A 24,654-nucleotide genomic window follows, 5' to 3' on the forward strand; every position below is an offset into this window, starting at 1 on the left:
TAACTCCTTTTCTGATGCTTTTGACAACCAGTTGACGACTAAAGCTGGTAACAGCAAAAATCATGGATATTTACTTTTTTTGAATTACCGCTCACACCCTGATAACCTACGCGACCGTAATATTTAAGGCTAATATCCCAAGGCATCTAGCTCGAATTAGTTATTAAGCCTATATATTGCGATTAAACAAACAATGTTACATCAGTTAAAAAACAACCAAAACACAACAAAGCAACCAACATTTAACAGTAATTAAATAAACAAATAGCACTTTTATCATCTTTGATGAATAGGAAGGATAAGAGTCACAGAAAGACACATTATCTGTCGCGATAGCAAAATCATTCCGATAGAGTAGCGCCGATTAGAAAAGTGAGATTTAGGTGTTCGCACTGGAATCATCACAATTACATTTATTAACTTCATGATGAAGCTAATTTTAGGGTTCCCCCCTCTTACACAGCTCGAATACACAAGGTTAAGAAGTATGGACAAACAGAATGTAAGACTACCTTCGCTAATGCAAGTAGTCCTAGCTCTAGGCATTTTCCTTGCTCTGGCATTTTCTTTCACCGCAAAACTTGATTTACCCATCCAACTAGCACTCTACATTGGTTGGTTCGTCATCATCGCTTTAGGCGTTAAGCTTGGCCATGATTACAAGTCATTAGAAAAAGCGGCAACAAAAGGTATTGCTAACGGTTTAGGTGCAGTGCTCATCCTACTGGCAGTAGGTGCTCTTGTAGGTACATGGATTGCGGGCGGTATCGTTCCAACCATTATTTATTATGGTCTTCAAGCTATTCACCCTTCGATCTTCCTTTTAGCGACCATGATCATCTGTTCACTAACAGCACTTGCGACAGGTACCTCTTGGGGTGCGGCTGGTACTGCGGGTATTGCAATGATGGGCATTGGTCAAGGCTTGGGTATTCCAGCACCAATGACAGCAGGTGCGGTTCTTTCGGGCTGTTACTTCGGTGATAAATTATCACCACTGTCTGATTCAGTGATTCTAGCGTCTTCTATGTCTAACGTAGAAGTAATGGAACACATCAAAGGCATGCTACCTATCGCGTTAATCAGTTACATCATTACCGGTATTCTATTTACTGGTGCTGGCCTGCACTACGCGGGTAATGTTGATATGGCACAGGTTGACTCTGTTATTCTTGCAATGGAACAACAGTTCGTTATTACGCCACTGTCATTTATCCCTGTGATTATCGTTCTTGGCCTACTGGCTATGCGTATGCCTTCTTTCCCTGTTATCTCTCTAGGCTCTCTACTGGGTATTGTGTGGGCGGTAATGGTTCAAGATATGGACCCGCTTGTTGCATTCAACACAGCATGGGCACCATTCTCTATCAGCTCTGGCGTTGACTTCATCGATGCAATCTTAAACCGTGGCGGCATGTCATCTATGCTAGGTTCGGTAGCGGTTATCGTCTTTGGTCTTGGTTTTGGTGGCTTACTGGATAAAGTTGGTGTTCTACAAACTATCGCTAAGCTATTCGAAAAACGTGTTAACTCTGCAGGTAGCCTATCTGTATCGACTATCGCAACGGCGTTCTTAGGTAACGTATTTGGTTCTGCGATGTACGTATCACTAATCCTAACCCCTAAGATTTGTGCGAAGAACTACGACCGTCTAGGTTACCAACGTAAGAACCTATCTCGTAACGCAGAGTTCGGTGGCACGTTAACATCAGGTATGGTGCCGTGGAGTGATAACGGTATTTACATGGCCAGTATCCTTGGCGTGGCAACCTTCTCTTACGCACCATTCATGTGGTTAAGCTTCGTATGTATTATCGTAACGATTGTAACGTCTTACATGGGTTGGTTCGTGGACCGTTGTCCACCAACGTCACAAGCTGAAATTGATGCAAAAGCAGAAGAAGCTGAGCTAAAAACGCAAACTGCGTAATAAATAGTTACAATTTTTATCAACAGAAAAGAGCACTTCGGTGCTCTTTTTTTTGCTTGAAATTATAGATAAACCAAACTTATCAACACCATTACTTTTACTTATCCTATTGATTTAACTGTACTTTAATCATCTCTCTTTTGCTTGATTACAATTTATGAATAGATAATTAATGGCGATCAAGATCACATCTACAATCAACTAATCCTATAGTGTTACATTTCGGTAGCCAACTTGACCCCGGTCAATTACTTAGCGGCCTATTTAGCGAAAATACCCCTGTTTTTTATTTCCCACGTCCATTTTGACTCCAATGTGTTATTTCACATTATTAACAGGTCATGAATGTATTTGTGGTTTTATCGCAGTGCGATGTTGATTCCTATGAGGTAACACTATGAGCAATCCAGCGGAACAAGGCCGCAAAGTCACGATCGGCAGTTACATTGCCCTCGCCTTTGCTGTTGTCTTCTTTTCAGGTCTTTTACAGTCAAATGAGTGGTATGGCGTTTTCGATTTCACCACGCTAAACGGTTCGTTTGGTAGCGTTGTTTATTCTGTTAATGAAACTGCAGATGGTATCCAAACAGCAGCCACCTCTATGCGCGGCAAAGGCGGTAGCGGTGCACGTGATGGCTTCCTATTTGCACTAACCCTGATCCCAACAGTAATGTTTGCTTTAGGTATGATTAACGTACTTGAACATTACGGCGCACTGGATGCTGCTCGTAAACTGTTAACACCTCTTCTTCGTCCATTAATGGGTATTCCTGGTAACTCAGGCCTTGCTCTAATTGCATCACTACAAAGTACTGATGCCGGTGCAGCGATGACCCGTCAGCTAAAAGATGAAGGTCACCTCACCAAGCGCGAAACCGATGTTTTCACTATGTTCCAATTCTCAGCGGGTGCTGCGATTGTAAACTTCTTCTCTTCTGGTGCCGTGCTATTCACCCTAACGAATATGGATGGTACGCCTGCAGTAACATCATCAATTGGCTTAGCTGTGGCTATCATGTTCATCTTCAAATTTGTGGGTGCAAACATGTTCCGTCTTTACCTAAACATTACAGAAGGTAAAGAAGACAAATCAGACAAGAAACCAGAAATGACAGAGGAGACAGCATAATGACTGCCGCTAAAAAACCAATGGTGACTGACATCTTCGTTGAAGGTGCTAAAAAAGGCTGGGTTATAGCAACAACCTCTACCGTTCCTAACGTATTGATGGCTTTTGTTATCATCAAAGCACTACAAATTACCGGCGCACTGGATCTAATGGGTACATTGTTCTCGCCTGTTATGGCTATCTTCGGCCTACCAGGTGAAGCAGCTGCCGTACTTATCGGTGCATGGATGTCGATGGGTGGTGCTGTTGGTGTGGTTATCACACTGTTTGACCAAGGTATTCTTAATGGTCAGCACATCGCAATCCTTGCACCTGCGATTTACCTAATGGGTTCTCAGGTACAATACATGGGCCGTATCATGGGTCCTATTGGTACTGAAGGTCGCTACATCCCTGTGATGATTGCACTCTCTGTACTGAATGCTTTCGCCGCAATGTTTGTAATGAACATTTTGGTGTAAACACTTTAAGGGCCTTACAGGCCCTTTCTTATTTTATTCGCATTATTCCCCTTATTTCCTTTCTCTCCTAAATAAGGGCGTTTTGGAGTCAATATGAGCATTTCCCTACAAGATTTTTCACTAGAAAACTACTTAGAAGAACTTCGTCCATTAATCGATGTTGATTGCGGTACTTTGACCAAAGAAGGCATCGAAGTGATTGCCAACCAAATGGAAAAGAAATATCTCGACATGGGCTGGTACGTTAAGCGCGTCGACTGTGGCATTGCTGGCACTGGCCTTGAAGTTCGTAACAAGCCTGATTCAGAGCAAATCGATGTGATGATGATTGGCCACATGGACACCGTATTCCCAGTTGGGACCGTAGCGGCTCGCCCAATGACGACCGATGAAAACCGTGCCTATGGCCCTGGTGTTTCAGACATGAAATCAGGTCTTTTGAACGTTGTTTATGCCCTACGTAACATCGATAAAGCAGTTACTGATAAGCTGTCTATCTGCATTTGCATGAACCCTGATGAAGAAATCGGCTCACTACATTCTGAAGAGTGGCTAAAAAGCGTTGCTGTTAACGCGAAGAACGTTTTGGTTGCAGAAGCTGCGCGTGCTGATGGTTCGCTAGTAAAAGCGCGTAAAGGTATGGCTCGCTACCGTTTAGGCTTTGCCGGTAAAGCAGCGCACGCAGGTAACGATCCACAAAGTGGCCGTAGTGCAATCACTGAAATGGCAAACTGGGTTCTTGCTATCAATGCTCTCACTAACTTTGAAACTGGCACCACTCTGAACGTGGGTGTGGTTAACGGTGGTGCAGGCGCAAACATTGTTCCTGATCACGCTGAAGCCGTGGTTGATGTACGTTTCTGGGATAACGATGAGTATGCGGAGGCCGATGCAAAAATCCGCGCACTAACAGAAACACCGTTTGTTGATGGCGTAACGATTACGGTAGAGCGTGAAGCACATAAACCGTCTATGGTGCCATCTGAAAAAACAGAAGCATTAATGGCATTAGTAGAGCAATCTGGTCAAGAGCTGGGTATTGATATTAAATGGCAAGAAGTCGGTGGCGGTTCAGATGCTAACCTAACGGCGGTAATGGGAATTCCAACTCTGGATGGTTTTGGCCCAGCAGGTGCTGGTTTCCACAGTGCAGATGAATATTTAGAGTTAAATACTATTGAACCACGCGTGCAACTACTGATGCGTGTTCTTGAAAAATTAGCGGCGTAGTCATTCGTTAATTTGATCAAAAAGGGCGTTTAGCATCGCAGCTAAACGCCCTTTTTTAATCTTGCATATTTACAAGAATACGCTCAAAGCGTTAATTAATAAAATCAACCTTTTCAGCATATTTCACTTCTTCACAAGGAAGTAGCCCTCTTTCTTCACACAACTGACGAAGAAACTTCTCTTTCACTTTTAATAAGTGCTGACGCGATTCTGTGTGTGCTTTTCTTTGAATGGTGCGTGTCATTCTGGCATAGGTCATAAATGATCAGCCTTTCTCTATCCCTAACAACGCAATTACACACTATATGCTAGCAACTGCTATCCGACGCGGAATAGTACCTTAATCACGAATAAACTGAAACAAGAAAAGCACAGTTGCATATTAATAGAAGATCCCTCCTACTCCTTTATAGCTAATCACTCATTCCCATACTACATTTCACGACTAAAGATGCATTATACTTACAACTTAATGATCCTGATCAATGACGATATTAATCGTCACTCGTTATCCTTACCCTATAAAGTTGCAAAACAAATACACCTTAAAAAGGATCTAGCAATGTCGAACCTAGCAATGTTCTGTCACCAGTGCTCTATGGCGCAAAGTGGCGGCTGTGGTAGCACAGGTAAAACACAAGGTACATGTGGTAAAGATGAAAACCTATCACGTCTCCAAGATATTATGATTTTTGGCTTAAAGGGCCTATCAGCATACCGTACCCATGCTGACGATCTTGGTGCTGCTACTAAGTCTGTCGACGACGTTATCGCAGAGACACTGTATTTCACGCTGACTAACGTAAACTTCAGCTTCGACCAGCACATTGCTCAGCTGATGAAAATTGGTGGTGCAGGTAGCGAGATGATGTCTATTCTTGGTGAAGCTCACCACGGTCGCTTAGGGATCCCTACTCCCGTTTGCGTTCCACAGAATAAAGCTGAAGGTAAAGGCATCCTAGTTACAGGTCACGACCTTGAGTTACTTGAGCGTCTATTGATTGCAACTGAAGGCAAAGGTATCAACATCTACACCCACTCAGAGATGTTGCCAGCGCACGGTTACCCTGAACTGCGTAAATACGCGCACCTAAAAGGTAACGTGGGTAAAGCATGGTTCGATCAGAAAAAACTGTTCCAACAATGGAACGGTACTATCATTGTTACCACTAACTGTATTGTGCCACCAACAGGCCGCGCAGATTATGCCGATCGTCTATACAGCTACGGTATTGTCGGTATTGATAACTGCCGTCAACTTGAAGATGACTTCGCACCGCTTATTGAGCAAACACTCGCACTACCTGATATTGAAGGTTTCGATAGCGAAGAGACCCTAATGACGGGCCATAACTACAAGACAATTTTGGGTCTAGCACCACAAATTCTTGATGCGGTTAACGCAGGTAAGATTAAGCGATTCTTCGTGGTTGCGGGTTGTGATAAACCAGGTAAACCGAACGATTACTTCCGCGATCTTGCACTATCTATCCCTGATGACTGCATCATCTTGACGTCTTCTTGCGGTAAATTCCGCTTTAATGATCACGATTTCGGCACGATTCCTGGCACTGAGATCCCTCGTTACCTCGACCTTGGTCAGTGTAACGACAGCTACGGTGCAGTAATGATTGCGCTAGCACTAAGCGATGCGATGGGTGTACCTGTAAACGAATTACCAGTGAACATCGTTCTTTCTTGGATGGAGCAAAAAGCGGTACTGATCCTACTTGCACTGTTCAACTTAGGTATCCAAAACATCTACTTAGGTCCAAACCCACCAGAGTTTGTAAACGAAGATATCTTTGCGTTCCTACAGCAGCAGTTCAACCTGCAGCTAACAGGTGATGCACAAGAAGATTTAGTAAAAATGCTAAATCCACAACCAAAAATTGAGGTTGTAGAAGCGTAATACGTTTTTATATCTATCCCGTCTACGTTATTCGGCACTAAATCGAATATCGGGATAGACCTCATGAGTCGCTTCCACCCTACCCACTCAGGAAGCGACTCACCCCACATATATTGCTAATAAGAAATTATTACAGTGCTCGTTCGCTGGAGCTTGCTATGTCTGAACAAAAAAATATTTATAAAACATTAGACGGTAATGAAGCCGCTGCATCCATCGCTTACCGTTGTAATGAAGTGATCGGTATCTACCCAATCACACCGTCCTCCCCTATGTCTGAAGCCTGTGAGACATGGGAAAGCCAATCAAAGAAAAACCTGTGGGGACAAGTACCCCGAGTGATTGAAATGCAATCGGAAGGTGGCGCTGCTGGTGCTGTTCACGGCGCATTAATGGCAGGTTCACTGGCAACAACCTTTACATCATCACAGGGGTTACTGCTTAAGATCCCTAATATGTATAAAATTGCAGGTGAACTAACACCGTTTGTTATGCATGTTGCCGCGCGTACGTTAGCTACCCATGCTTTATCTATTTTTGGCGACCATTCAGATGTCATGGCCGTACGCCAAACGGGCTTTGCCATGCTAGCTGCCAATTCCGTTCAACAAGCGCACGACTTCTCGCTGATCGCACAAGCCTCGACACTTGATAGCCGCATTCCATTTGTACATTTTTTTGATGGTTTCCGTACCTCGCACGAGATCAACAAGATCGCCATGATCCATGATGACACCATCACTGACATGATCGATCAAAATACGGTTGATGCATTCCATCAGCGCGGCCTTACGCCTGATGCACCGAGTATCCGTGGTACTGCACAAAATCCTGATACCTTCTTCCAGTCTCGAGAAGCTGCCAACTCATTCTATACGGCGTGTCCAGATACCGTCGCAGATAACATGGCGAAGTTTGCCAAGCTCACTGGCCGTGAATACAAACTGTTTGATTACTACGGTCATCCAGAAGCCACTAACATCATCATTGTGATGGGCTCTGCTACCTCGACTGTTCAACAAGCCGTTGATCATCAATTACAAGCAGGCCAAAAAGTGGGCGTGCTCAACGTTCACCTGTACCGACCATTTTCATTGAAGCACTTCTTACAAGTGCTGCCAGCCAGTGTAAAAAACATTGCGGTGCTCGATCGCACCAAAGAACCAGGTGCAATGGGCGAGCCGCTTTACCTTGATGTAGTAGCAAGCCTCACTCAAGCCGTTGCGGCACAGACGCTTAGCCAACTTCCTCGAATTATGGGTGGACGTTACGGCTTATCATCAAAAGAGTTCAACCCAAGCCATGCCAATGCGATCTTTACTGCAATGGCGGAAGATCGTTTACATCATAATTTTACTGTTGGTATTACCGATGACATCACGCACCTCTCTTTGCCTGTTAAAACGCAAATTGATGCCGAGCCAAGCTCTCGCCTTCGTGCGCTATTTTATGGTTTAGGCGCAGATGGCACCGTCAGTGCCAACAAAAACACCATCAAGATCATTGGTGAAAATACCGATTTACACGCCCAAGGTTACTTCGTCTACGACTCGAAAAAATCAGGCGGTACCACCGTCTCGCATTTACGTATTGATCAGCACCCAGTCGAAGCACCGTACTTGATCGAGCAAGCAGAGTTCATTGCCTGCCACCAATTCCAATTCATCAATAAATTGGAAATGGTCGAGCGTGCGGCACCGCAAGCGACATTACTGCTTAACAGCCCTCACTCGGCTGAAAACGTATGGCAATACCTGCCCCGCGAAGTACAGCAGCAAATCATTGATAAACAGCTGTCTATGTATGTGATTGATGCTGTATCACTGGCGCGCGAGCTAGGGTTAAAAAATCGCATTAATACCATCATGCAGGCGGGTTTCTTTGCGTTAAGCGAGATGATGCCCACCGAACAAGCGCTCGAAAAACTCAATCAAGCGATTGAGCAATCGTACAGTAAGCGTGGCCCAGCCATTGTCGAAGCGAACCAAAAAGCGGTGGCCGCAACCGTTGCCCGTATTGAGCAAGTGACGATTCCAAGCACAGTAACCAGCACTTTCTCTCGCCCTGCAGTTGTTAGCGAGCGGGCGCCAGATCTAGTCAAACACGTCAGTGCCATGATGATGGCCGATAAAGGCGACTTACTACCAGTAAGTGCTTTCCCTGTTGATGGCACATGGCCAACCGCCACCAGTCAATGGGAAAAACGCAACATTGCCCAAGAAATTCCAGTATGGGAAGAAGACCTTTGTACCCAATGTAATATCTGTACTTTGGTTTGCCCACACGCAGCAATCAGAGCAAAAGCCGTCAATGCTGATGACTTAGCTGACGCACCAGAAGGCTTTAAAGTCACAGAATACAAGCAACGTGATTTCAAAGGGCAGCAATACACCCTCCAAGTTTCACCACAGGACTGTACGGGCTGTAATCTCTGTACTATGGCTTGCCCTGCAAGTGATAAAGACGACCCAAGCCGTAAGGCCATCAACTTGCAACCAAAAGTTGAACACATTGAAAGCCAAAGTGAAAACTACCAGTACTTCACTGAACTACCTGAGCTTGCTCGCATCGATATTAAGCGAATCGATGCTCGTAGCAGTCAATTGTTACAACCCTTGTTTGAGTTCTCTGGTGCATGTTCTGGCTGTGGCGAAACCTCTTATATCAAGCTACTCACCCAACTGTTTGGTGATCGTATGCTAATCGCCAATGCAACAGGCTGTTCTTCTATCTACGGTGGTAACTTACCGACAACGCCGTATGCGGTAGACAAAAACGGCCGTGGTCCTGCGTGGGCAAACTCTCTATTTGAAGATAACGCTGAATTTGGTTTGGGTATGCGTCTTGCGCTCAACAGTAAACGCGATCGCGTATTGCATTTACTAGAACAAGTTGCCGATGTGATCCCAACCGAATTACGTGAACAACTCATCAATGACGCTTTCGACAGTAGCGAAGCGGCCGTGTGCCGTCAGCGCGACAACGTCAACAAACTCCGAGCTCAACTTGATTTCTCGCATCAAGCACTCATCAACAGCGCAGATGATTTAGTCGCCAAAAGTAACTGGATTGTCGGTGGTGACGGCTGGGCATATGACATCGACTTTGGTGGCCTCGACCATGTGCTGTCTGGCAGCGATAACGTTAATGTCTTAGTGATGGATACCCAGGGTTACTCCAACACAGGCGGCCAGCAATCAAAAGCAACCCCAACAGGCGCCGTAGCAAAGTTTGCCACTCAAGGTAAAGCGAGCAACGGTAAAGATCTAGCCGTTAATATCATGATGCACGGCAATGTCTATGTCGCCAAAATCGCCCTTGGTGCCAATATGAATCATGCCGTTAAAGCCCTACAGGAAGCCGAAGCTTACCCTGGTCCTTCACTGGTTATAGCCTACTCACCGTGTATTACCCATGGTTTTGATATGGCTGAAGGTGTCGAACATCAGCAACTATTGGTTGAAACCGGCCTATGGCCACTATTCCGCTTTGATCCTCGCCGTACCGAGAAAGGCCGCGCCGCACTGCAACTGGACTCGAAGCCACCGAAAAAAGACGTCGAAGAGCTTATTAGCAAAGAAGCACGCTTTACACAGGTTCAGCGTAAAGACCCAGAGCGCTATGCAGCAAACCTTGAACGTTTACGTCAACAAGTTAGCCATAAGCATCAACTCTTAAACCAATTATTAGAGTGGAAATAAACGCGTAACTGACGCCACTCACGCTTTACATTTTTATCACTAAATTACAGAGAAGCTGCCTACGGGCAGCAAAGGAGACACCATGACAGCTCAACTTAATACTGCTATTTTCTTTGGTAGTGACACAGGAAATACCGAAGCCGCAGCACAAAAAATCGCAGAAAAGCTCAACCTTGAAGCCCAAGACATTGCTGGGTGTACTAGCGAGATCTTTGATGACTATGAACTACTTATCTTAGGTACGCCGACTGCAAACTATGGCGAGATGCAACCTGACTGGGACTACTTCGTACCAGAGCTAGAAGATGCTGATTTAAGTGGCAAAAAAGTAGCGCTATTTGGTCTTGGCGATCAAATTGATTACCCAGACAGCTTCTTGGATGCAATGGGAGACTTAGCAGATTTAGTGGTTGAGGCAGGCGGTGAGTTAGTAGGCGCTTGGTCAACTGAAGGGTATGATTTTAATGATTCTCGCGCAGAAAAAGAGAGTGGTAAATTTGTAGGCTTGGCACTTGATGAAGACCGTCAACCTGAATTAACCGATGATCGTATTGCCACTTGGTTAACAACATTAGGTTTCAACCTGTAGTTATACCCAAAAGGCCGGTTAAAAATAAAAACAAAGAAGGCTGCCGTGGCAGCCTTTTTTACTTGAGAGCTAAATTGCTAATGAAACGACATTAGATCGAGTGTCTCAGATAGATGAATAATTACCCTTTATGACTCGCCCCTGCCGCCTGCTCTGTATGGCGATGTCCCGCACGTAAACTATCCATTTTGAAATGAAAAGCTTTCATCGGGTGCCGCCAAAAAAAACGAGGCAACGACCAGCGTAAAACATGCGTCAAATGAAGGCGTTTCGCTGGTGGGTAGCAAGAGGCAGAACAACATTGGCATGTCGGCTTTTCATTACCTAATCGACAGCTTGTCATTCTACTTTCAACGTAAGCGATAAGGCCTTCGCATTCAGGGCACATAATTGCCCCACGATGCAGCGTTTTACAATACAGGCGAATCATCGCCTTCACTGTGTCCAGTTCACGCTGCGAACGAACTGAATGTTGGTTTTGAACTATCATAGTGCGGCTTATTATCCACCGCGCGTACAAAGAAGATTTGATAAGGATCAACTTTGCATTGTGATCGCACTATTATCCTCTATAGCCTGTATAGTCACAGTATAAAGGTCTGATTCTGAGATAGGCTTACCTATATGACCTTGCATTCCTGCTTCTCGACACAGTGCGACATCCGCCGCCATAACATTGGCTGTCATCGCAATTATTGCCGTATCGACATTAATTCCATCCATTTCACGAATAGCTTTAGTTGCACCGACGCCGTCTAGACGTGGCATTTGCATATCCATATAAATAACATCAAACAACTCGCGCTGTGCTTTTTCTACCGCCTCAACACCATCGCATGCCGTATCAATAGAAAAACCTAGACGGCTCAATAACTGGCTGGCAATAAGACGGTTCACGTTATTATCTTCAACCAGTAAACAACGTTGTCCTATAAAAGGAGGCTCACAGGAAGCGCTTTCCGCGGCCATTAAGTGTGAAACTGATGGATTCTCGCGGCTTTTAGCCATAGAGAATGGTAGCGTTACAACAAACTCAGAACCCAATCCCTCTTTGCTAATAACATGAATCCCCCCATCCATAAGTTCAATCAACTGACGAGTGATCGTTAACCCCAACCCCGAGCCACCGAAACGCCGCGTTGTCGTTTCATCCGCTTGCGAAAACTTATCAAAAATATGCTCAATTTTTTCATTCGGTATGCCAATACCACTATCTGATACCTTTATTTCAACCACGACGGTATGTTTATCGCGTTGGACTAAGGCCACATCCAAGTGAATAAAGCCTTGTTCTGTGAACTTATTGGCGTTACCTAGCAGGTTAATAAGAATTTGCTGAATACGAGTAGGATCCCCTAATAATGTCAGAGGAATAGCATCATCATAATGCAGTCGATAATCAACTAAAGCTGGGTTTTCAATCGTTGGACGAAGTAATGCATGAGCGTATTTGGCTATTTCGTGCAGATTGAATGGCACAGACTCAAGTTCAACTTTACTCGATTCTATTTTGCTAAAGTCCAAAATATCATTAATTAGTGTCATCAAACTTTTCGCTGAATGACTGATAATCGACACATATTCTCGCTGTTGTCTCGATAAGGATTCACTTTGCATTAAACCTGCAGCACCAATAATACCATTCATTGGGGTGCGAATTTCATGGCTCATGTTGGCTAAAAATTGCTGCTTCGCTTCAGCCGCTTTTAGCGCTTGCTGCTTGGCAGTAATCAAACTTTTACTACGCTGATTAAAACGATAAACCAAGGCGCCTAATTCATCACGGTGATAAACAGGTAAAGGGGTAAATTCCTCATCATTTCTTTGTTCGGCTAATGCTTCACGAACTGACTTTAATGGTTTAAAAATTCGTCGGTAAAAAAAGATAAAGGTGACGGCAATGAATACCACAACAACAGGCAACATAAACAAGAGTAGCTGCCTTTCTAGTTGAATAGCTTGGGCGTACATATCATGTTGAGGAACACCTTGAATTAACATCCATTGCATTCGAGGAATACGAATCGCGGAAATAAATGCCGCTTGGTTCAAGATAGGATCGGTATCCACATTCAAGCTAAACAAGGGCTGAGATCGGCTCATATTTTCATCGGGGTACAGCAACTCGGTCGCAACTGAAATTGCATAGCTAATTGAGATACTCAGTGAGTGTTCAACTATTTTTTTTGCCAGGAGATCTACTTTTTTGTCGGTTTGATATTGGTGACGTCGTTTCGCCATGATGTCATTAATCGCGACAGCAATTGGCGTGAAACTCGGTTCATTTTCAGAATATTCATGGCTTAAAATATAGCTTGGGGCCTCAGTGGCTGTATCCATCACTCTGTCAGGTTCCGGATAGGCTAAAAAACGTCCCGAGCGATCCAACAAAGAAAAATAAACACCTTGCTGCTGACCTTGTTCAACCAAGTAGGTATTAAGCGCTTTAACACGGATATCTAATGTGACAACACCAGCAAACTCCCCTTTAGAGAAATAAGGCACGGTACAAGTTACCATAGGCTCTGCTGTATAAGGGTCGGTATAAGATTGCGACCAGTACGCATCACCCGCGGTTAACCAACGTGCAGGGGCAAACCACTCTGCAGCATAATAGGGCGCCGATAAATGGTTATTATAGCTATCAATTCGCTCAACCGACCCCGTGCTGTTTTTGGTATAAAACAGACTATTCAGTAGCTTTCTATCACCATCATAAGCATCAGGCCAAATCCCACCGCCCGCTATAAACTTACCGATAGCTGGGCTCGTCAGTAGATTTTGGAAGAAGCTATCGAGTACGTCAGGGGATTCAATGGTTTCGACGGCATTTGATAAACTCAGTGCAGCAATCTCAATTTTAGCGCCAAGTTGAACAATAGACTGACCGACGGCTTCCGATTCCGCAGCGACCCTCTGCTCAGCTGATTGAATAGAAAGCCGAAAACCGACCGTTTCCATCACGTACACAATGCTCAACACAACCATTAGCAAAAGAGCCACTAACAACGTAAGGCCCTTAAAACTTATAGACTGATACCAAGCAATCACTTTCGGCTTCATTGGTGCAAACACACTCTTACGCAACTCCCTCGTCATAAACCGCTAAGTTCTCTGCCTCTAAATAGTAAGTCGCAGCAGAAATAGTATCTGTTAGCAGTAAATCAAACGCTCGGTAATCAGCATCGCTAACAGGTTGTCCTTGCTTAAACCTCGTCTCAATGTCACCCGCTAGCACTCTTAATGGATGAGCACCTAAACTTGAAGAGACCCCCTTGATGCTATGAACGATTCGAATCGCATCTTCTGATATTTCAGTGCTATTGTGGACTTGCTGTAATAGTTTTTTTCCATCATTTACGTGCTCATCAATAAAGATTTCCAGCAGCATTTTTACTGAGTCAGCATCGTCATCCATAGTGGTCATCATGTACTTAATATCTATCAGTGAACTCCTCTTAGCATCTGGTTCCTGACGGCCTTCGGCAGCTGTGTCACAATCTCTAGGAGTAAGTTCTTGCTGTATCGTGACCTTATTTTCAGAGAGCCCTGCAGCTCCATTATCCGCGACTTGATCATTCATCAAGGTATTTTCTGAACAAGCCACATCAAATTCAACGCTGCCCTCTTCTGGCTTAGACTTCTCGTTTTCAGGCTCAAACTTTTTTACTGCAACCGTGACACCTTGCGTTTCTAGATAAACCTGTACTGTTTTCACCACACCCTTAAGGATAGTGTCTAATTCAGCACTGTCACTCTCAACAATCATATCTTCTTTTTTAATTGCTAACTCCAAGCGTTCAGCGATATTTTTCAAAGCATTAGAACCGATACTGCCAGCTACACCTTTTAAACTATGAACAATACGTGCAGCATCATCAATACGGCCATCCTCAAGCGCTAATCTAAAGTAGATACCATCACTACCGTGCTCTTGAACAAAAATTTCTAGTAGCATGATGACCGAATCGAGATCTTCATCCATGCAATGCAGTATATGGCGAAGGTCAAATAACTCTATCGATGAAAGCGCAGGAGATGCCGATATTGACTTCTCTGTATTAGAAGACGCATCCAACTCAATATGCCCAGCTTGAGTCTCTGTATCGTCAATACTCTGGTGTGCTGGCGTACTCAACTCTGGTTCATTTTGTCGGATGAGGGGCTTACTAGAATCAGATTGTGCAGGTGAAACTTGCCCCGTATCTGTTGGTGTGCTTGCTGTCGTCTTACCCGACACAATATTATCAGGCTGGTGTTGAGTATTGCTGCCCTGCACTTCTTTTTTCCGAGCTGACTCAGCCTTCACAGCTAGCGCTTTGTTTGGCAATAGTTTAAAAAGCAGATTAAGCCATGTACTTATCGCGACGATAATAACGAGCACCACCATAAGAAATAACTGGCCGAACTCATACTGACTACGTATTTCTTTTGTCTTATGCAGCACACTATTATATGTGTCATCAAAAGGGGTTAGATGAATATTTTGAACCGCCTGTAAATACTGCACATAGCGCGAAAGCATAGGTAGAATAGACTTTATGACGAACTTAGCTTGGACTTGTAACTCTGGGCTCAGCTGCTGTTGCTGTGTATCAATAGACAGTAATGAACGATTCAACTCTTCTAAAACCGCGTCATTATTTGTTTGCTCTTGGCTTAATAAGCTCAACAAATCCAACGTCAGTTGATGATATAGCGATTCAAGTTCTGGACTCTGGTTTGCTTTTTGTGCGTCAATCAAAGTTAAAGCTATATTGCTAAAAGCGTCATGACTCATCAAAGCAATATCAAGCTGCTCTGCATACTGACTACCTTGTAGCGTTAGCTTATTTAATTCAGTTTTCAGTTCCCCTCCAGCTTGATGGTTGCTTAGTTGCAGCAGCCGCTGACGGAAAACTATCGATATTTTGCTTGGGTTATCAATGGATTCAAACCGATTCACAACAGCTTGCTTATGTAGACTAAGTGCTTCGGCTTGCAGTTGCTCAACGTCAGTTTCAATACTCGTTAATCGGCTCGACTGTCCGTATAAATAGGCAAACGCCACACCTATCAACAAACTCAGCACAAAAAGAGCACGAGATACCCAAACAGCTTTTGTAGACTGTTGTTGTACTGTCGTTACACTGGGTGGGAAGGCAATCTTATTGTCATCATCCATGTCTGCTCCTGAAGGCGCAAGTAGTTAATATTGCAAGCATAATATTAGACAATGATGCCTAGTTAAGCCAACAAACTTCCATGTAATACTTATTCTCGCCTATCAGCATTTATGCCCACAAGATCACGAAAAACGTGACGAATTGACAAAACGATCATGCAATAACGAGCGGCAATGGCTTACACAACTGTAAGCCAAGCGCAAAGGCTATCAAGCGACAAAGAGAACTCCTCCCTATCGCTTTACAGTAGTAACGAATAGCTTAACTATCAGAATTCAAGCGACGCTGTAGCTGATCTTTTAAGTTAGGCGGTGTACCTTTAATCGTTAACGTATCTGTTTCTGCATCATAAAAAACACGCTCACCCAGCAACATACTGTCAAAGTTAATAGACATACCACCACCTGAACCAACAAACTTAGTTAACTTGCGCATAGCAGTGCGATCAGCTGGGAAGCTTTCTTCAAGTTCATAGCCTTGCTGCGACGTAAACTGGTAAAAATCAGTACCATCTTCTGATGGTGGTAGCTCACCAGCAAGTTCTTTAACCGTCACTTCATCACCAGCTTGTAGCTGTTCGTTACAGTAATCGTACACTTGCTTGCGGTACTGTTGCTTTTCTTCTTTATCTAGACGCGAATCAGCGCAGAAATCTTCCACAGCTTGCATTAGCACTTGGTTTTGAACTTTAACGTCCAAACCCACTTCTGCTTGTAGGAAATCTAAGAAGAAATCTGCAATCTTACGGCCCACTCGCCCTTTAATAAATGTCAGGTAACGCTTAGATTCCGCATCAGTTTCCCACGCCGAAAGATCGATACGCGCAACAATGTCCATCTTAGCGACATCTAAATAGTCCGTCGCACTGATATCTAATTGTTCTGTTACTTTCATACTATGGCAGGTCGGCATTAAACCGATAAATAAATAGTCTGTCGCCAGCGATTGATACTCAGCCATCACCAGTGTGCCAGATTCAGCAAAGGGATATTTTGCCAATTCAGCTTGTAAGCGCTTGGCAGATTGGTCAGAAAATGACAGAAAATCGAGTTCTTTAGTGCGACACTGCTTCAACCAATAGCTAAATTCACTCTCTTCTGAGAAGTGGGCAAAACCTTTTGCACCTTTACTGCTGTATACTCGATGGAGCTCTGCAACAAGGTTTTCAGTCGACTCACTGTGATCAAGTGTTTGTTTTCTAAGATGAACTTCAAATTCATCTTTATCATTCTTAGCAAGTTGGTGCAGAATAACGTTCGAAAGGATTAAACTCATAATTGAAAAGTTTTTCAGTTAACCAAAAGTGTAGGTTATTATAAGCTGCTTTAGTAAACTTTAAACAAGACTTCCTATGCCTATTACTTCAAAATACAGCAACGACAAAGTTGAACAAATCATCAGTGATCTGTTTGACGTACTAGAAAAACACGATGCATCAGCAGAACTTGCGCTGATGGTTGTGGGCAACATTGCTACCAACATCATCAATGCTGATCTACCAGCGGGCCAACGTAAAGCGATTGCTGAGAAATTTGCCCAAGCACTGCAGACCACAATCAAAGACTAACAGAGACACTTTGCCCGAGAGACAGAGAAGAATAAACAGATATGGTCGCTAGCGGAAATAATTACAAAGACAAAGTATCTCAGCTTATCAGCTGGGGACACTGGTTTAGCTTTTTCAATATCATCGCTGCCATGCTTTTGGGCACGCGATATATTGTGCATTCAGAATGGCCTGTAACGCTATTAGGTCAACTGTATCTATTGCTAAGTTGGGTGGGTCACTTTGGCTTCCTTGTGTTTGGGTTATATATCCTGATCATTTTTCCTGCTAGCTTTCTGATCCCTTCTCAACGATTAATGCGTTTATTCGCAGTGCTTATTGCCACTTTAGGTTTAACCACATTAATCTTAGATACCTATGCTTACACCACACTAGACCTCCACTTAAGCCCATTAGTTTGGGATCTTTTACTTAGTGGTGAAAAGAGTGAGTTAAACGCACGTTGGCAATACCTGTTTATTGCTGTGCCTATTCTCTTTTTACTGCAATTGGTGCTGTCTGAGTGGTTATGGCGTAAGTTGCGAAAGATCACCCGCAAGCATGTGGGAGGGCCGATTGCACTGGTATTTGGCTTATGTTTCTTAGGCAGTCATCTGGTCTATATCTGGGCTGATGCATTTTTGTATCGCCCAGTGACAATGCAACGTTCTAATTTTCCATTGTCATACCCTATGACAGCAAAAACCTTTATGGAAAAACATGGACTTATTGATCGTAATGAGTACGCCAAACGCAAAGAAGAAGCAGGTGAAAACCATAGCCCGCTGATTCGCTACCCTATTGAAAAGTTAAGCTTCTCTGACCAAGGTACAAATCAAAATGTACTCATCGTAATGATAGATGGCTTACGCAGCGATATGGTTAGTAGCAAGATTATGCCTAACTTGGCGAGTTTTGCAGACCAAAACATCAATTACAAAAACCATTACAGCACTAGCAATGATAATACTGTCGGTATATTTGGCTTATTTTACGGCCTACCAGGCAGCTATTTAGAAAGCGTCCGTGCTGAAAGCACAAGCCCAGTACTTGTTTCTACGCTAAATAAGCGTAAATACCAATTTGGCCTGTTCAGTGGTGACCATTTTAGTTCACCCATTTATTATCAAACTATCTTTGAACAGCAAAAGCTAGCTAACCACAGCTCAGATAATGCGACGCCTAGCGATCAACTCGCTGTCGATAACTGGCAGACATGGCTTACCACAACGCTTGAAGATGATAAACCTTGGTTCAGTTATATAGAACTACTGGCGGTGCAAGAGTTTGAAGAAGATGGTGGCTACACGCCAACATTTACACCATCACTTAGCACTACAGCAAAAAATACAAAAATCAGCGACCCAGGTTTGTTGCTAAAAAATAGTTACCGTAATGCGGCTAATTATGCCGATAGTTTGGTCGGTCAGATCTTAGCTGCATTAGAAGCACAACAAGTGCTTGATAACACCATTATTATTTTCACGTCAAATCACGGTACTGAATTTAACGAAACAGGTACCAATAGCTGGGGTTCAAACAGCAATTATAGCCAGTATCAATTAAAAGTCCCTTTAGTCATCCATTGGCCAAACCGTGACTCCGACGTTATAGAGACAGTAACAAGTCATTTAGATGTAGCTCCTACACTAATGGAGGCATTACTGAATGTATCCACGACTAGCGATAAATACAGCAGTGGTAATAGCTTGTTTGATAATGAAAATACACGTCGATGGGTAATTGCTGGTGACAGTAAAGATATTGTAGTTATTCAAAAAAATACAACCACAGTCGTCGACCGCTATGGTAACTATCAAGTCTATGACGAACACTATAAGATTAAAGATGAACGTCGACCAAAACTGTCAACGTTGATGCAGGTAATGAATGAGCTAAAACGCTTTTATCACCCTCAAAAGTAATCTGACTTAAACAAAAAAGCAGCAATTAAGCTGCTTTTTTGTCTGTGATCACTACCGCCCGAGGCTAATGGTATTCAGTGTTGCTGGCGTAGCACTGCTCATATCCATCTTGCCAGCCATTGGCATATTTTTGGTCATCATACATACGCTCAGGATCTTGGCGAAAACCATCATGGTGCGTAACTGCCTGCTCTTTTCGGCTATGGCAACCATCTTGATAGCCATCCAAATAAGGTCGAGTAAAACCTAACTCAATTAGCTGATCATGGCGGGCACTCTCACAGCCACTCAGCAATAATAGCGCTGCTATCATTCCACTTATCTTAAGTAGTCCGGTTCCAAATCTCGCATATTCCCATCGCGACTTCATAAATCATCACCCGTCAAATCCCCTACTTACAACCTTAGTGAAAATCACCAAGACACTGATGTCTCAATATTGAGTTTATGAACCAAACCCAATAGGCTAGCACTACTCTGGGTAAGTAAGTGTTCAGTGATTTTAATCAGTAAAACGATCAGTTACTTAGTCAGATTGATATAACCCAACAAGCAAGCGACAAAGCAAATTAAGAAAGGAGATATCATGCAACCTCGGCTACTGATCACTGGCGCAAACCGCGGTATAGGTTTGGCATTAGTAAAACACTATCTGGATGATGGCTGGCATGTCGATGCATCTTGTCGCGATATATCACAAGCACAGGAATTATTATCACTAGCAAGCGCATCTCCTCAAAACTTACACCTTCACACGCTCGACGTCACAGACCATGACGCTGTAATGGCTCTGAGCCAGACCCTAAAGGGGACACCACTAGATTTGTTGATTAACAATGCGGGTTATTACGGTCCGAAAGGCTATGGATTTGGTCACACCAATGCCAATGAATGGCGAAAGGTCTTTGAGGTTAACACGATTGCTCCGCTAAAAATGGCAGAAGCTTTTTACCCTCAGCTTAAACTGGCTCCTCAAGGGATTATTGCCTCTATTTCATCGAAAGTTGGCAGTATGACGGAGAATACCAGCGGTGGTGGTTACATTTATCGCTCATCAAAAGCGGCCTTAAACTCCGTCGTCAAAAGCCTATCCAACGACTTATTACCACAAGGTATTCTTTCTGTTGCGCTTCACCCTGGCTGGGTACAAACGGAAATGGGTGGACCCAATGCTTTAATTGACACGCAAGTCTCCGCGTCAGGCTTAAAAAACGTCTTAGATAATTTATCGCCTTCTCAAAGTGGAGAATTTTACAACTTTGATGGCACTAACATCCCTTGGTAATAAAAAAAGTAAAATCCTACCTCTCCCTTCCAACTATTATAATAGCTGATAGGGAGATACCTCCAAATGGCTACCCTCATCAAAAATATAACACTCACTTATCCCAGCATAACAAATAAAAATGTAAACATTTTGATTAGTTGAATAAACATCGCAAATTATTAACTAACTATTTCATCAAAAAGATAATTAATTGTAAGTTCGGTTGGCACCAAAAGTGACGACAATAAAAACATTAATGGATAATTTATGATGAAGAATAGTACTCGTTTAGCATTATTAGGTTTGGCATTAGCAACGCCTATGATGTCATCAGCCGCTGACACTTTACTACCCAAAGTTAAGGCTACAGTTTCAGATAAGTATGTTTCAGAATACGTCAAACTATACGACCATATTCAAATAGAGAATGGTGTACTAACATCCAAATCCAAAACATTATGTGATCCAACTAGTTTTGATGCGACAATGAATGAATCCAATGTCATTACTATTCGAATAAAAAAACCATCTATTACAGCCTGCGGCGCTTTGGGTAGAAGTAACCAAGACTTAACAGATCCACAAGCACTTGAATTTTCAATTGATTTAAAAGAAAAACTTCGGGAGTATTACCGTATTAGTAAATATTCAATTAGTAATTACCAATTCAAAGTCGGAAATACTATGACTTTCGAAAATTAAATTAAAGGTGGGTAACTCCCACCTTTTTTAATTAGTGAAACATTGTCAATAAAATCAAGGTGACACTGTAAACCCATCAGTTTGGGTATTAAGTTTCATGAACTTTATGAGTTTGCCGACGCGCTTCTTATTGCGGCTGTTACGTTCCTTAAATATCAATAATGATTGCGTAATTTTTATTTTTAAATAAATCTACCAGATAAAACTTAGAATAATAAATTAAGCACTTCCACTTTTAAATTACTCTTTCGTTACTTTTCAGTCACTTAAGAGGTGACATGAGAAATCTAAACTAAGTTTTTATGTATTTCCAGTAAAGTGTAACCCCAATGGATAAAAATCGAACACACCCGAAGTAATTAATAACAATTTTTAGTTAAATAACATATAGAGATCTTTAAGGCAGTCAATAATTTCAACATTTATGATCAGTCAATATGAGACGTAATTATGGAGTGTATAAAATAGTCTTTAGGGCTCTTCACTAAGCAGTTATGGTTTACTGACTATAAACGAATGACGCCGTTCGACATTAAAATAAAAACACCAGATGGGCAGCGCATAGTCTGTATTCAACGAAGTGTTTCAATTTTCATGTCTAAAGTAATTGTTAGTGGCCAAGATAACAATACTATTGGGGTCTTAATGGTTCTTTTTAATTGGCGGAACGTTTGATATTTTTAATAAAACGAGTACATAATTTGTCAATTAGAAGGTAAATGGACCGGTTGGGCTTCTAATTTTAAAATGACTAGGATTAGGTACAAACTATTTACTAGTGCTGATAATTACATTCTAAAAAATCTACTGACATACCAGAAAATAATGATTTTAGGAAACTAATTTTGACATCCGTTATCTATTGATATGGATTAAAAAAATAGCTCATCGCTGTAGTAATAGTTCCGATTTTTGCCTTAAAGGTAGCCACATTAAAGTATATATAATAATCAAATTAATACCATGTGCCAACAACCATCATAACAAAATATTATGCGTGCATAATATATAACCACTCCTCCATAAGAGGGATTAACTGATATAATCATCAAAAAAAGATAATGATGAAAATAATTATGTTTTTTTGCACAATAAGGATATGCAATGAAAAAAATCACAGCTGTCACACTACTATCAACAATCGCACTTTTTGGTTGTAATAAAGACGATGTAGAAACTGCCGCTAAAGGTGAAGCAAAAGTTATCGCTATCGATGGCATAACCTTCAAAGGAGTAGGTGTTGCGGATGGTTATTACAATCAAAGCACAATAAGCAATACTCCAAATGTACAGGCAACATCAGGTTTTAAATTTCAGAGTAAAGGTGATCTAGAAAATTTAGGGATCACGGTAAAATCTGAGTCATGTGCACTCTTAACCAAAAAGAGTGGTGAAACAGAACTGTGCTTTGATATTAAAACAGGCCAAGACATCTGTATGCCAGATATCATTGATTCATTTGGCTACCGAGTTTTCACTATCGATCTCGACAAATTAAGCGAAGCTCAAAAAAATGATTTTCAATCAATAAGTTATACACACCAATTATTACGAGCAGACTTCACCGCAACACCATGTGAAAAGCTAAAGTAAATTCACTTACTCTCAACAAATAACTCAGTTAAAGAGCTAATAGCAATCGCTTTTTAAATAACATTTGGCTCAAGTGCATCCTTGTCACTTGGGTCAATCAAGCACATTTTCTGTTGTAAAAATAATGATTTTCTTAACGAAAATGAGATCAGTCACACATTTCACCCTATATGCAACTGCACTCAATCAAATTTGAGAACTACCCCTACCTTTAATATCCATATTTCGCTAACAATACCTTATTACACGAGCAAAAATAACAAGGAGAGTGGCGAAGTGCTTCCCCACATTCAATCATTCCATCAACAGGCATTGCTTGAGCAATTACAGGCACTTCACGACATTTCCTTCATGCTGTGGCGTACTGACTCCATCAATCAACTACTTTTTACTGCCGTTGATGAAGCAAAAAAACAGCTCGATATCGACAGAATGGCGATCTTTCTTTTCGATGAAAAATTGCGAATGCATGGTACCTATGGCACAGATATGACGGGAGCTACAGTGGATGAGCACTACTTTGAATCCGCTATTCCTGACCATTGGTTTTCTTCACATGCATTAAAAGGGCAGGAATACATAGTGATCAATGATAATACCGAGCTCTATCACGATTTAGAGCCTGTAGGATCAGGATGGAATGCTTATGTCGCGCTATGGGATGAAGACAAAGCCGTGGGTTGGATTGCGTGTGACAACTTAATATCGGGACGCCCTTTAAAAGGTTATCACCGCCAGTTATTGAAACAATTTGGTTTTATTGTGTCGCAGCACCTTGTTCGTCGACAAGCAGAAGAGAAACTGATCCGCTTGAACAAAGAGCTGGAGCACCGCGTCACAGAGCGTACCCTAGCGTTACAAAGTGCAAATCAACAGCTAGAGCTACTGGCAAAATGTGACCCATTAACAGGCGTGGCAAATCGCCGTGCCTTCGATTGCCAATTTAAAGATGAATGGCGGCGAGCAGAGCGTCACCAACTGCCACTTTCTTTACTGATTATTGATATTGATAACTTTAAATCTTATAACGACCAATACGGTCATGCCGCTGGTGATCAATGCTTACAAGTGATCGCTAGCGCACTCAATACTATCGAACGTCGAGCTGGAGCGCTTTTTGCTCGCTATGGTGGTGAAGAGTTTGTTTTACTCTTACCGGGTCAAAATCACAAAGCAGCAGTCTACGCCGCAAAACAAGCACTTCACGCAGTAAGAAGGCTCAAGTTAAAGCACAAGCAACCCAATGATGCCAGTTACGTGACAATCAGTATTGGTGTTGCTTCAATAAACCCATCACTTGAGCATTCAACCAGCAGCTTATTTAAGTTAACCGATGACGCGCTATATAAAGCCAAAGCCCTTGGTAAAAATGGCTATTATTTTCATACTGCTACAGAGTCCGATGGGTATCATCAAGCACCTAAGTAGAAAACCAAACGCCTCAGTTCAGAGAAACTCAGCTTTATAAGGTTCATTCACGACTGTTTTACCAGTAGTTAACGGA

General features: G+C 42.6%; 19 protein-coding genes. 13 read left to right on the plus strand and 6 right to left on the minus strand.

Annotated elements, in window-relative coordinates:
- The first annotated feature begins 487 nt into the window (after positions 1-487).
- The 4 genes from nhaC (at position 488) to OCU87_RS11935 (ending at position 4,750) form a co-directional block, all read left to right on the plus strand.
- On the plus strand, positions 488-1,930 hold the full coding sequence (gene nhaC / locus OCU87_RS11920) for a Na+/H+ antiporter NhaC (RefSeq protein ID WP_062691000.1): 1,443 nt from the start codon (positions 488-490) through the stop codon (positions 1,928-1,930).
- 397 nt (positions 1,931-2,327) lie between these two features.
- Positions 2,328-3,059, plus strand: coding sequence for a nucleoside recognition domain-containing protein (locus OCU87_RS11925; RefSeq protein WP_062690999.1), 732 nt, complete (start codon positions 2,328-2,330; stop codon positions 3,057-3,059).
- Positions 3,059-3,520 (plus strand): YjiG family protein, encoded by a 462-nt coding sequence (locus OCU87_RS11930; protein ID WP_062690998.1) that lies wholly within the window; start codon positions 3,059-3,061, stop codon positions 3,518-3,520. The genes OCU87_RS11925 and OCU87_RS11930 overlap by 1 nt, the downstream gene beginning before the upstream one ends.
- 93 nt (positions 3,521-3,613) lie before the next feature.
- Positions 3,614-4,750 carry a M20 family metallopeptidase gene (locus OCU87_RS11935; protein ID WP_062690997.1) on the plus strand — a complete coding sequence of 379 codons (1,137 nt, stop codon included), beginning with the start codon at positions 3,614-3,616 and terminating at the stop codon, positions 4,748-4,750.
- Positions 4,751-4,841: 91 nt separating this feature from the next.
- Here the strand turns inward: OCU87_RS11935 and OCU87_RS11940 are convergent, their stop codons facing one another.
- Positions 4,842-5,009 (minus strand): hypothetical protein, encoded by a 168-nt coding sequence (locus tag OCU87_RS11940; protein ID WP_157072648.1) that lies wholly within the window; start codon positions 5,007-5,009, stop codon positions 4,842-4,844.
- A 303-nt stretch (positions 5,010-5,312) separates the two neighbouring features.
- On the opposite strand from OCU87_RS11940, the gene hcp reads away from it, so the two are divergent.
- From hcp to fldA, 3 genes are all read left to right on the plus strand, one after another.
- Positions 5,313-6,662, plus strand: a complete 1,350-nt coding sequence (gene hcp, locus OCU87_RS11945) for a hydroxylamine reductase (RefSeq protein WP_261857231.1) — start codon at positions 5,313-5,315, stop codon at positions 6,660-6,662.
- 158 nt (positions 6,663-6,820) lie between these two features.
- Complete coding sequence (gene nifJ / locus OCU87_RS11950) at positions 6,821-10,363, plus strand: pyruvate:ferredoxin (flavodoxin) oxidoreductase (RefSeq protein ID WP_261857232.1); 3,543 nt, start codon at positions 6,821-6,823, stop codon at positions 10,361-10,363.
- Positions 10,364-10,445: 82 nt separating this feature from the next.
- Positions 10,446-10,952, plus strand: a complete 507-nt coding sequence (gene fldA / locus OCU87_RS11955) for a flavodoxin FldA (RefSeq protein ID WP_261857233.1) — start codon at positions 10,446-10,448, stop codon at positions 10,950-10,952.
- 121 nt (positions 10,953-11,073) lie between these two features.
- Here fldA and OCU87_RS11960 read toward each other — a convergent pair whose 3' ends face one another.
- The 4 genes from OCU87_RS11960 to yejK form a co-directional block, all read right to left on the minus strand.
- On the minus strand, positions 11,074-11,442 hold the full coding sequence (locus tag OCU87_RS11960) for a nitrous oxide-stimulated promoter family protein (protein ID WP_062690995.1): 369 nt from the start codon (positions 11,440-11,442) through the stop codon (positions 11,074-11,076).
- 47 nt (positions 11,443-11,489) lie between these two features.
- Positions 11,490-14,051, minus strand: coding sequence for a hybrid sensor histidine kinase/response regulator (locus OCU87_RS11965; protein ID WP_261857234.1), 2,562 nt, complete (start codon positions 14,049-14,051; stop codon positions 11,490-11,492).
- Positions 14,032-16,116 carry an Hpt domain-containing protein gene (locus OCU87_RS11970; RefSeq protein ID WP_261857235.1) on the minus strand — a complete coding sequence of 695 codons (2,085 nt, stop codon included), beginning with the start codon at positions 16,114-16,116 and terminating at the stop codon, positions 14,032-14,034. Before OCU87_RS11970 ends, OCU87_RS11965 begins: the two co-directional genes overlap by 20 nt.
- A 262-nt stretch (positions 16,117-16,378) precedes the next feature.
- Positions 16,379-17,392 (minus strand): nucleoid-associated protein YejK, encoded by a 1,014-nt coding sequence (yejK, locus tag OCU87_RS11975; RefSeq protein ID WP_062690989.1) that lies wholly within the window; start codon positions 17,390-17,392, stop codon positions 16,379-16,381.
- 76 nt (positions 17,393-17,468) lie between these two features.
- On the opposite strand from yejK, the gene OCU87_RS11980 reads away from it, so the two are divergent.
- Together OCU87_RS11980 and OCU87_RS11985 are read left to right on the plus strand one after the other, a co-directional pair.
- On the plus strand, positions 17,469-17,684 hold the full coding sequence (locus OCU87_RS11980) for a YejL family protein (protein ID WP_062690988.1): 216 nt from the start codon (positions 17,469-17,471) through the stop codon (positions 17,682-17,684).
- Positions 17,685-17,725: 41 nt separating this feature from the next.
- Positions 17,726-19,588, plus strand: a complete 1,863-nt coding sequence (locus OCU87_RS11985) for a DUF3413 domain-containing protein (protein WP_261857236.1) — start codon at positions 17,726-17,728, stop codon at positions 19,586-19,588.
- A gap of 64 nt (positions 19,589-19,652) precedes the next feature.
- Here the strand turns inward: OCU87_RS11985 and OCU87_RS11990 are convergent, their stop codons facing one another.
- Positions 19,653-19,901 (minus strand): hypothetical protein, encoded by a 249-nt coding sequence (locus OCU87_RS11990; protein ID WP_094957295.1) that lies wholly within the window; start codon positions 19,899-19,901, stop codon positions 19,653-19,655.
- A 273-nt stretch (positions 19,902-20,174) separates the two neighbouring features.
- On the opposite strand from OCU87_RS11990, the gene OCU87_RS11995 reads away from it, so the two are divergent.
- The 4 genes from OCU87_RS11995 to OCU87_RS12010 all read left to right on the plus strand — a co-directional run bounded on the left by OCU87_RS11995 (position 20,175) and on the right by OCU87_RS12010 (position 24,578).
- On the plus strand, positions 20,175-20,873 hold the full coding sequence (locus tag OCU87_RS11995) for an SDR family oxidoreductase (protein ID WP_261857237.1): 699 nt from the start codon (positions 20,175-20,177) through the stop codon (positions 20,871-20,873).
- 249 nt (positions 20,874-21,122) lie between these two features.
- Positions 21,123-21,557 carry a hypothetical protein gene (locus tag OCU87_RS12000; RefSeq protein WP_261857238.1) on the plus strand — a complete coding sequence of 145 codons (435 nt, stop codon included), beginning with the start codon at positions 21,123-21,125 and terminating at the stop codon, positions 21,555-21,557.
- Positions 21,558-22,661: 1,104 nt separating this feature from the next.
- Complete coding sequence (locus tag OCU87_RS12005) at positions 22,662-23,150, plus strand: hypothetical protein (protein WP_261857239.1); 489 nt, start codon at positions 22,662-22,664, stop codon at positions 23,148-23,150.
- 276 nt (positions 23,151-23,426) lie between these two features.
- Complete coding sequence (locus OCU87_RS12010; RefSeq protein WP_261857240.1) at positions 23,427-24,578, plus strand: sensor domain-containing diguanylate cyclase; 1,152 nt, start codon at positions 23,427-23,429, stop codon at positions 24,576-24,578.
- Positions 24,579-24,654 lie beyond the last annotated feature (76 nt).

It is taken from the genome of Photobacterium sanguinicancri, from assembly GCF_024346675.1.
GTDB classification, from domain to species: domain Bacteria; phylum Pseudomonadota; class Gammaproteobacteria; order Enterobacterales; family Vibrionaceae; genus Photobacterium; species Photobacterium sanguinicancri.

Excerpts from the sequence above, each read along its gene's own strand:
- OCU87_RS11995 (WP_261857237.1), top strand. The coding sequence starts at position 20,175 with ATGCAACCTCGGCTACTGATCACTGGCGCAAACCGCGGTATAGGTTTG.
- OCU87_RS11990 (WP_094957295.1), bottom strand. The coding sequence starts at position 19,901 with ATGATAGCAGCGCTATTATTGCTGAGTGGCTGTGAGAGTGCCCGCCAT.
- OCU87_RS11980 (WP_062690988.1), top strand. The coding sequence starts at position 17,469 with ATGCCTATTACTTCAAAATACAGCAACGACAAAGTTGAACAAATCATC.
- OCU87_RS11930 (WP_062690998.1), top strand. The coding sequence starts at position 3,059 with ATGACTGCCGCTAAAAAACCAATGGTGACTGACATCTTCGTTGAAGGT.
- nifJ (WP_261857232.1), top strand. The coding sequence starts at position 6,821 with ATGTCTGAACAAAAAAATATTTATAAAACATTAGACGGTAATGAAGCC.
- OCU87_RS11940 (WP_157072648.1), bottom strand. The coding sequence starts at position 5,009 with ATGACCTATGCCAGAATGACACGCACCATTCAAAGAAAAGCACACACA.
- OCU87_RS11970 (WP_261857235.1), bottom strand. The coding sequence starts at position 16,116 with ATGGATGATGACAATAAGATTGCCTTCCCACCCAGTGTAACGACAGTA.
- hcp (WP_261857231.1), top strand. The coding sequence starts at position 5,313 with ATGTCGAACCTAGCAATGTTCTGTCACCAGTGCTCTATGGCGCAAAGT.
- OCU87_RS11925 (WP_062690999.1), top strand. The coding sequence starts at position 2,328 with ATGAGCAATCCAGCGGAACAAGGCCGCAAAGTCACGATCGGCAGTTAC.
- OCU87_RS11965 (WP_261857234.1), bottom strand. The coding sequence starts at position 14,051 with ATGACGAGGGAGTTGCGTAAGAGTGTGTTTGCACCAATGAAGCCGAAA.
- OCU87_RS12005 (WP_261857239.1), top strand. The coding sequence starts at position 22,662 with ATGAAAAAAATCACAGCTGTCACACTACTATCAACAATCGCACTTTTT.
- OCU87_RS11935 (WP_062690997.1), top strand. The coding sequence starts at position 3,614 with ATGAGCATTTCCCTACAAGATTTTTCACTAGAAAACTACTTAGAAGAA.
- nhaC (WP_062691000.1), top strand. The coding sequence starts at position 488 with ATGGACAAACAGAATGTAAGACTACCTTCGCTAATGCAAGTAGTCCTA.
- OCU87_RS11960 (WP_062690995.1), bottom strand. The coding sequence starts at position 11,442 with ATGATAGTTCAAAACCAACATTCAGTTCGTTCGCAGCGTGAACTGGAC.
- OCU87_RS12000 (WP_261857238.1), top strand. The coding sequence starts at position 21,123 with ATGATGAAGAATAGTACTCGTTTAGCATTATTAGGTTTGGCATTAGCA.
- yejK (WP_062690989.1), bottom strand. The coding sequence starts at position 17,392 with ATGAGTTTAATCCTTTCGAACGTTATTCTGCACCAACTTGCTAAGAAT.
- OCU87_RS11985 (WP_261857236.1), top strand. The coding sequence starts at position 17,726 with ATGGTCGCTAGCGGAAATAATTACAAAGACAAAGTATCTCAGCTTATC.
- fldA (WP_261857233.1), top strand. The coding sequence starts at position 10,446 with ATGACAGCTCAACTTAATACTGCTATTTTCTTTGGTAGTGACACAGGA.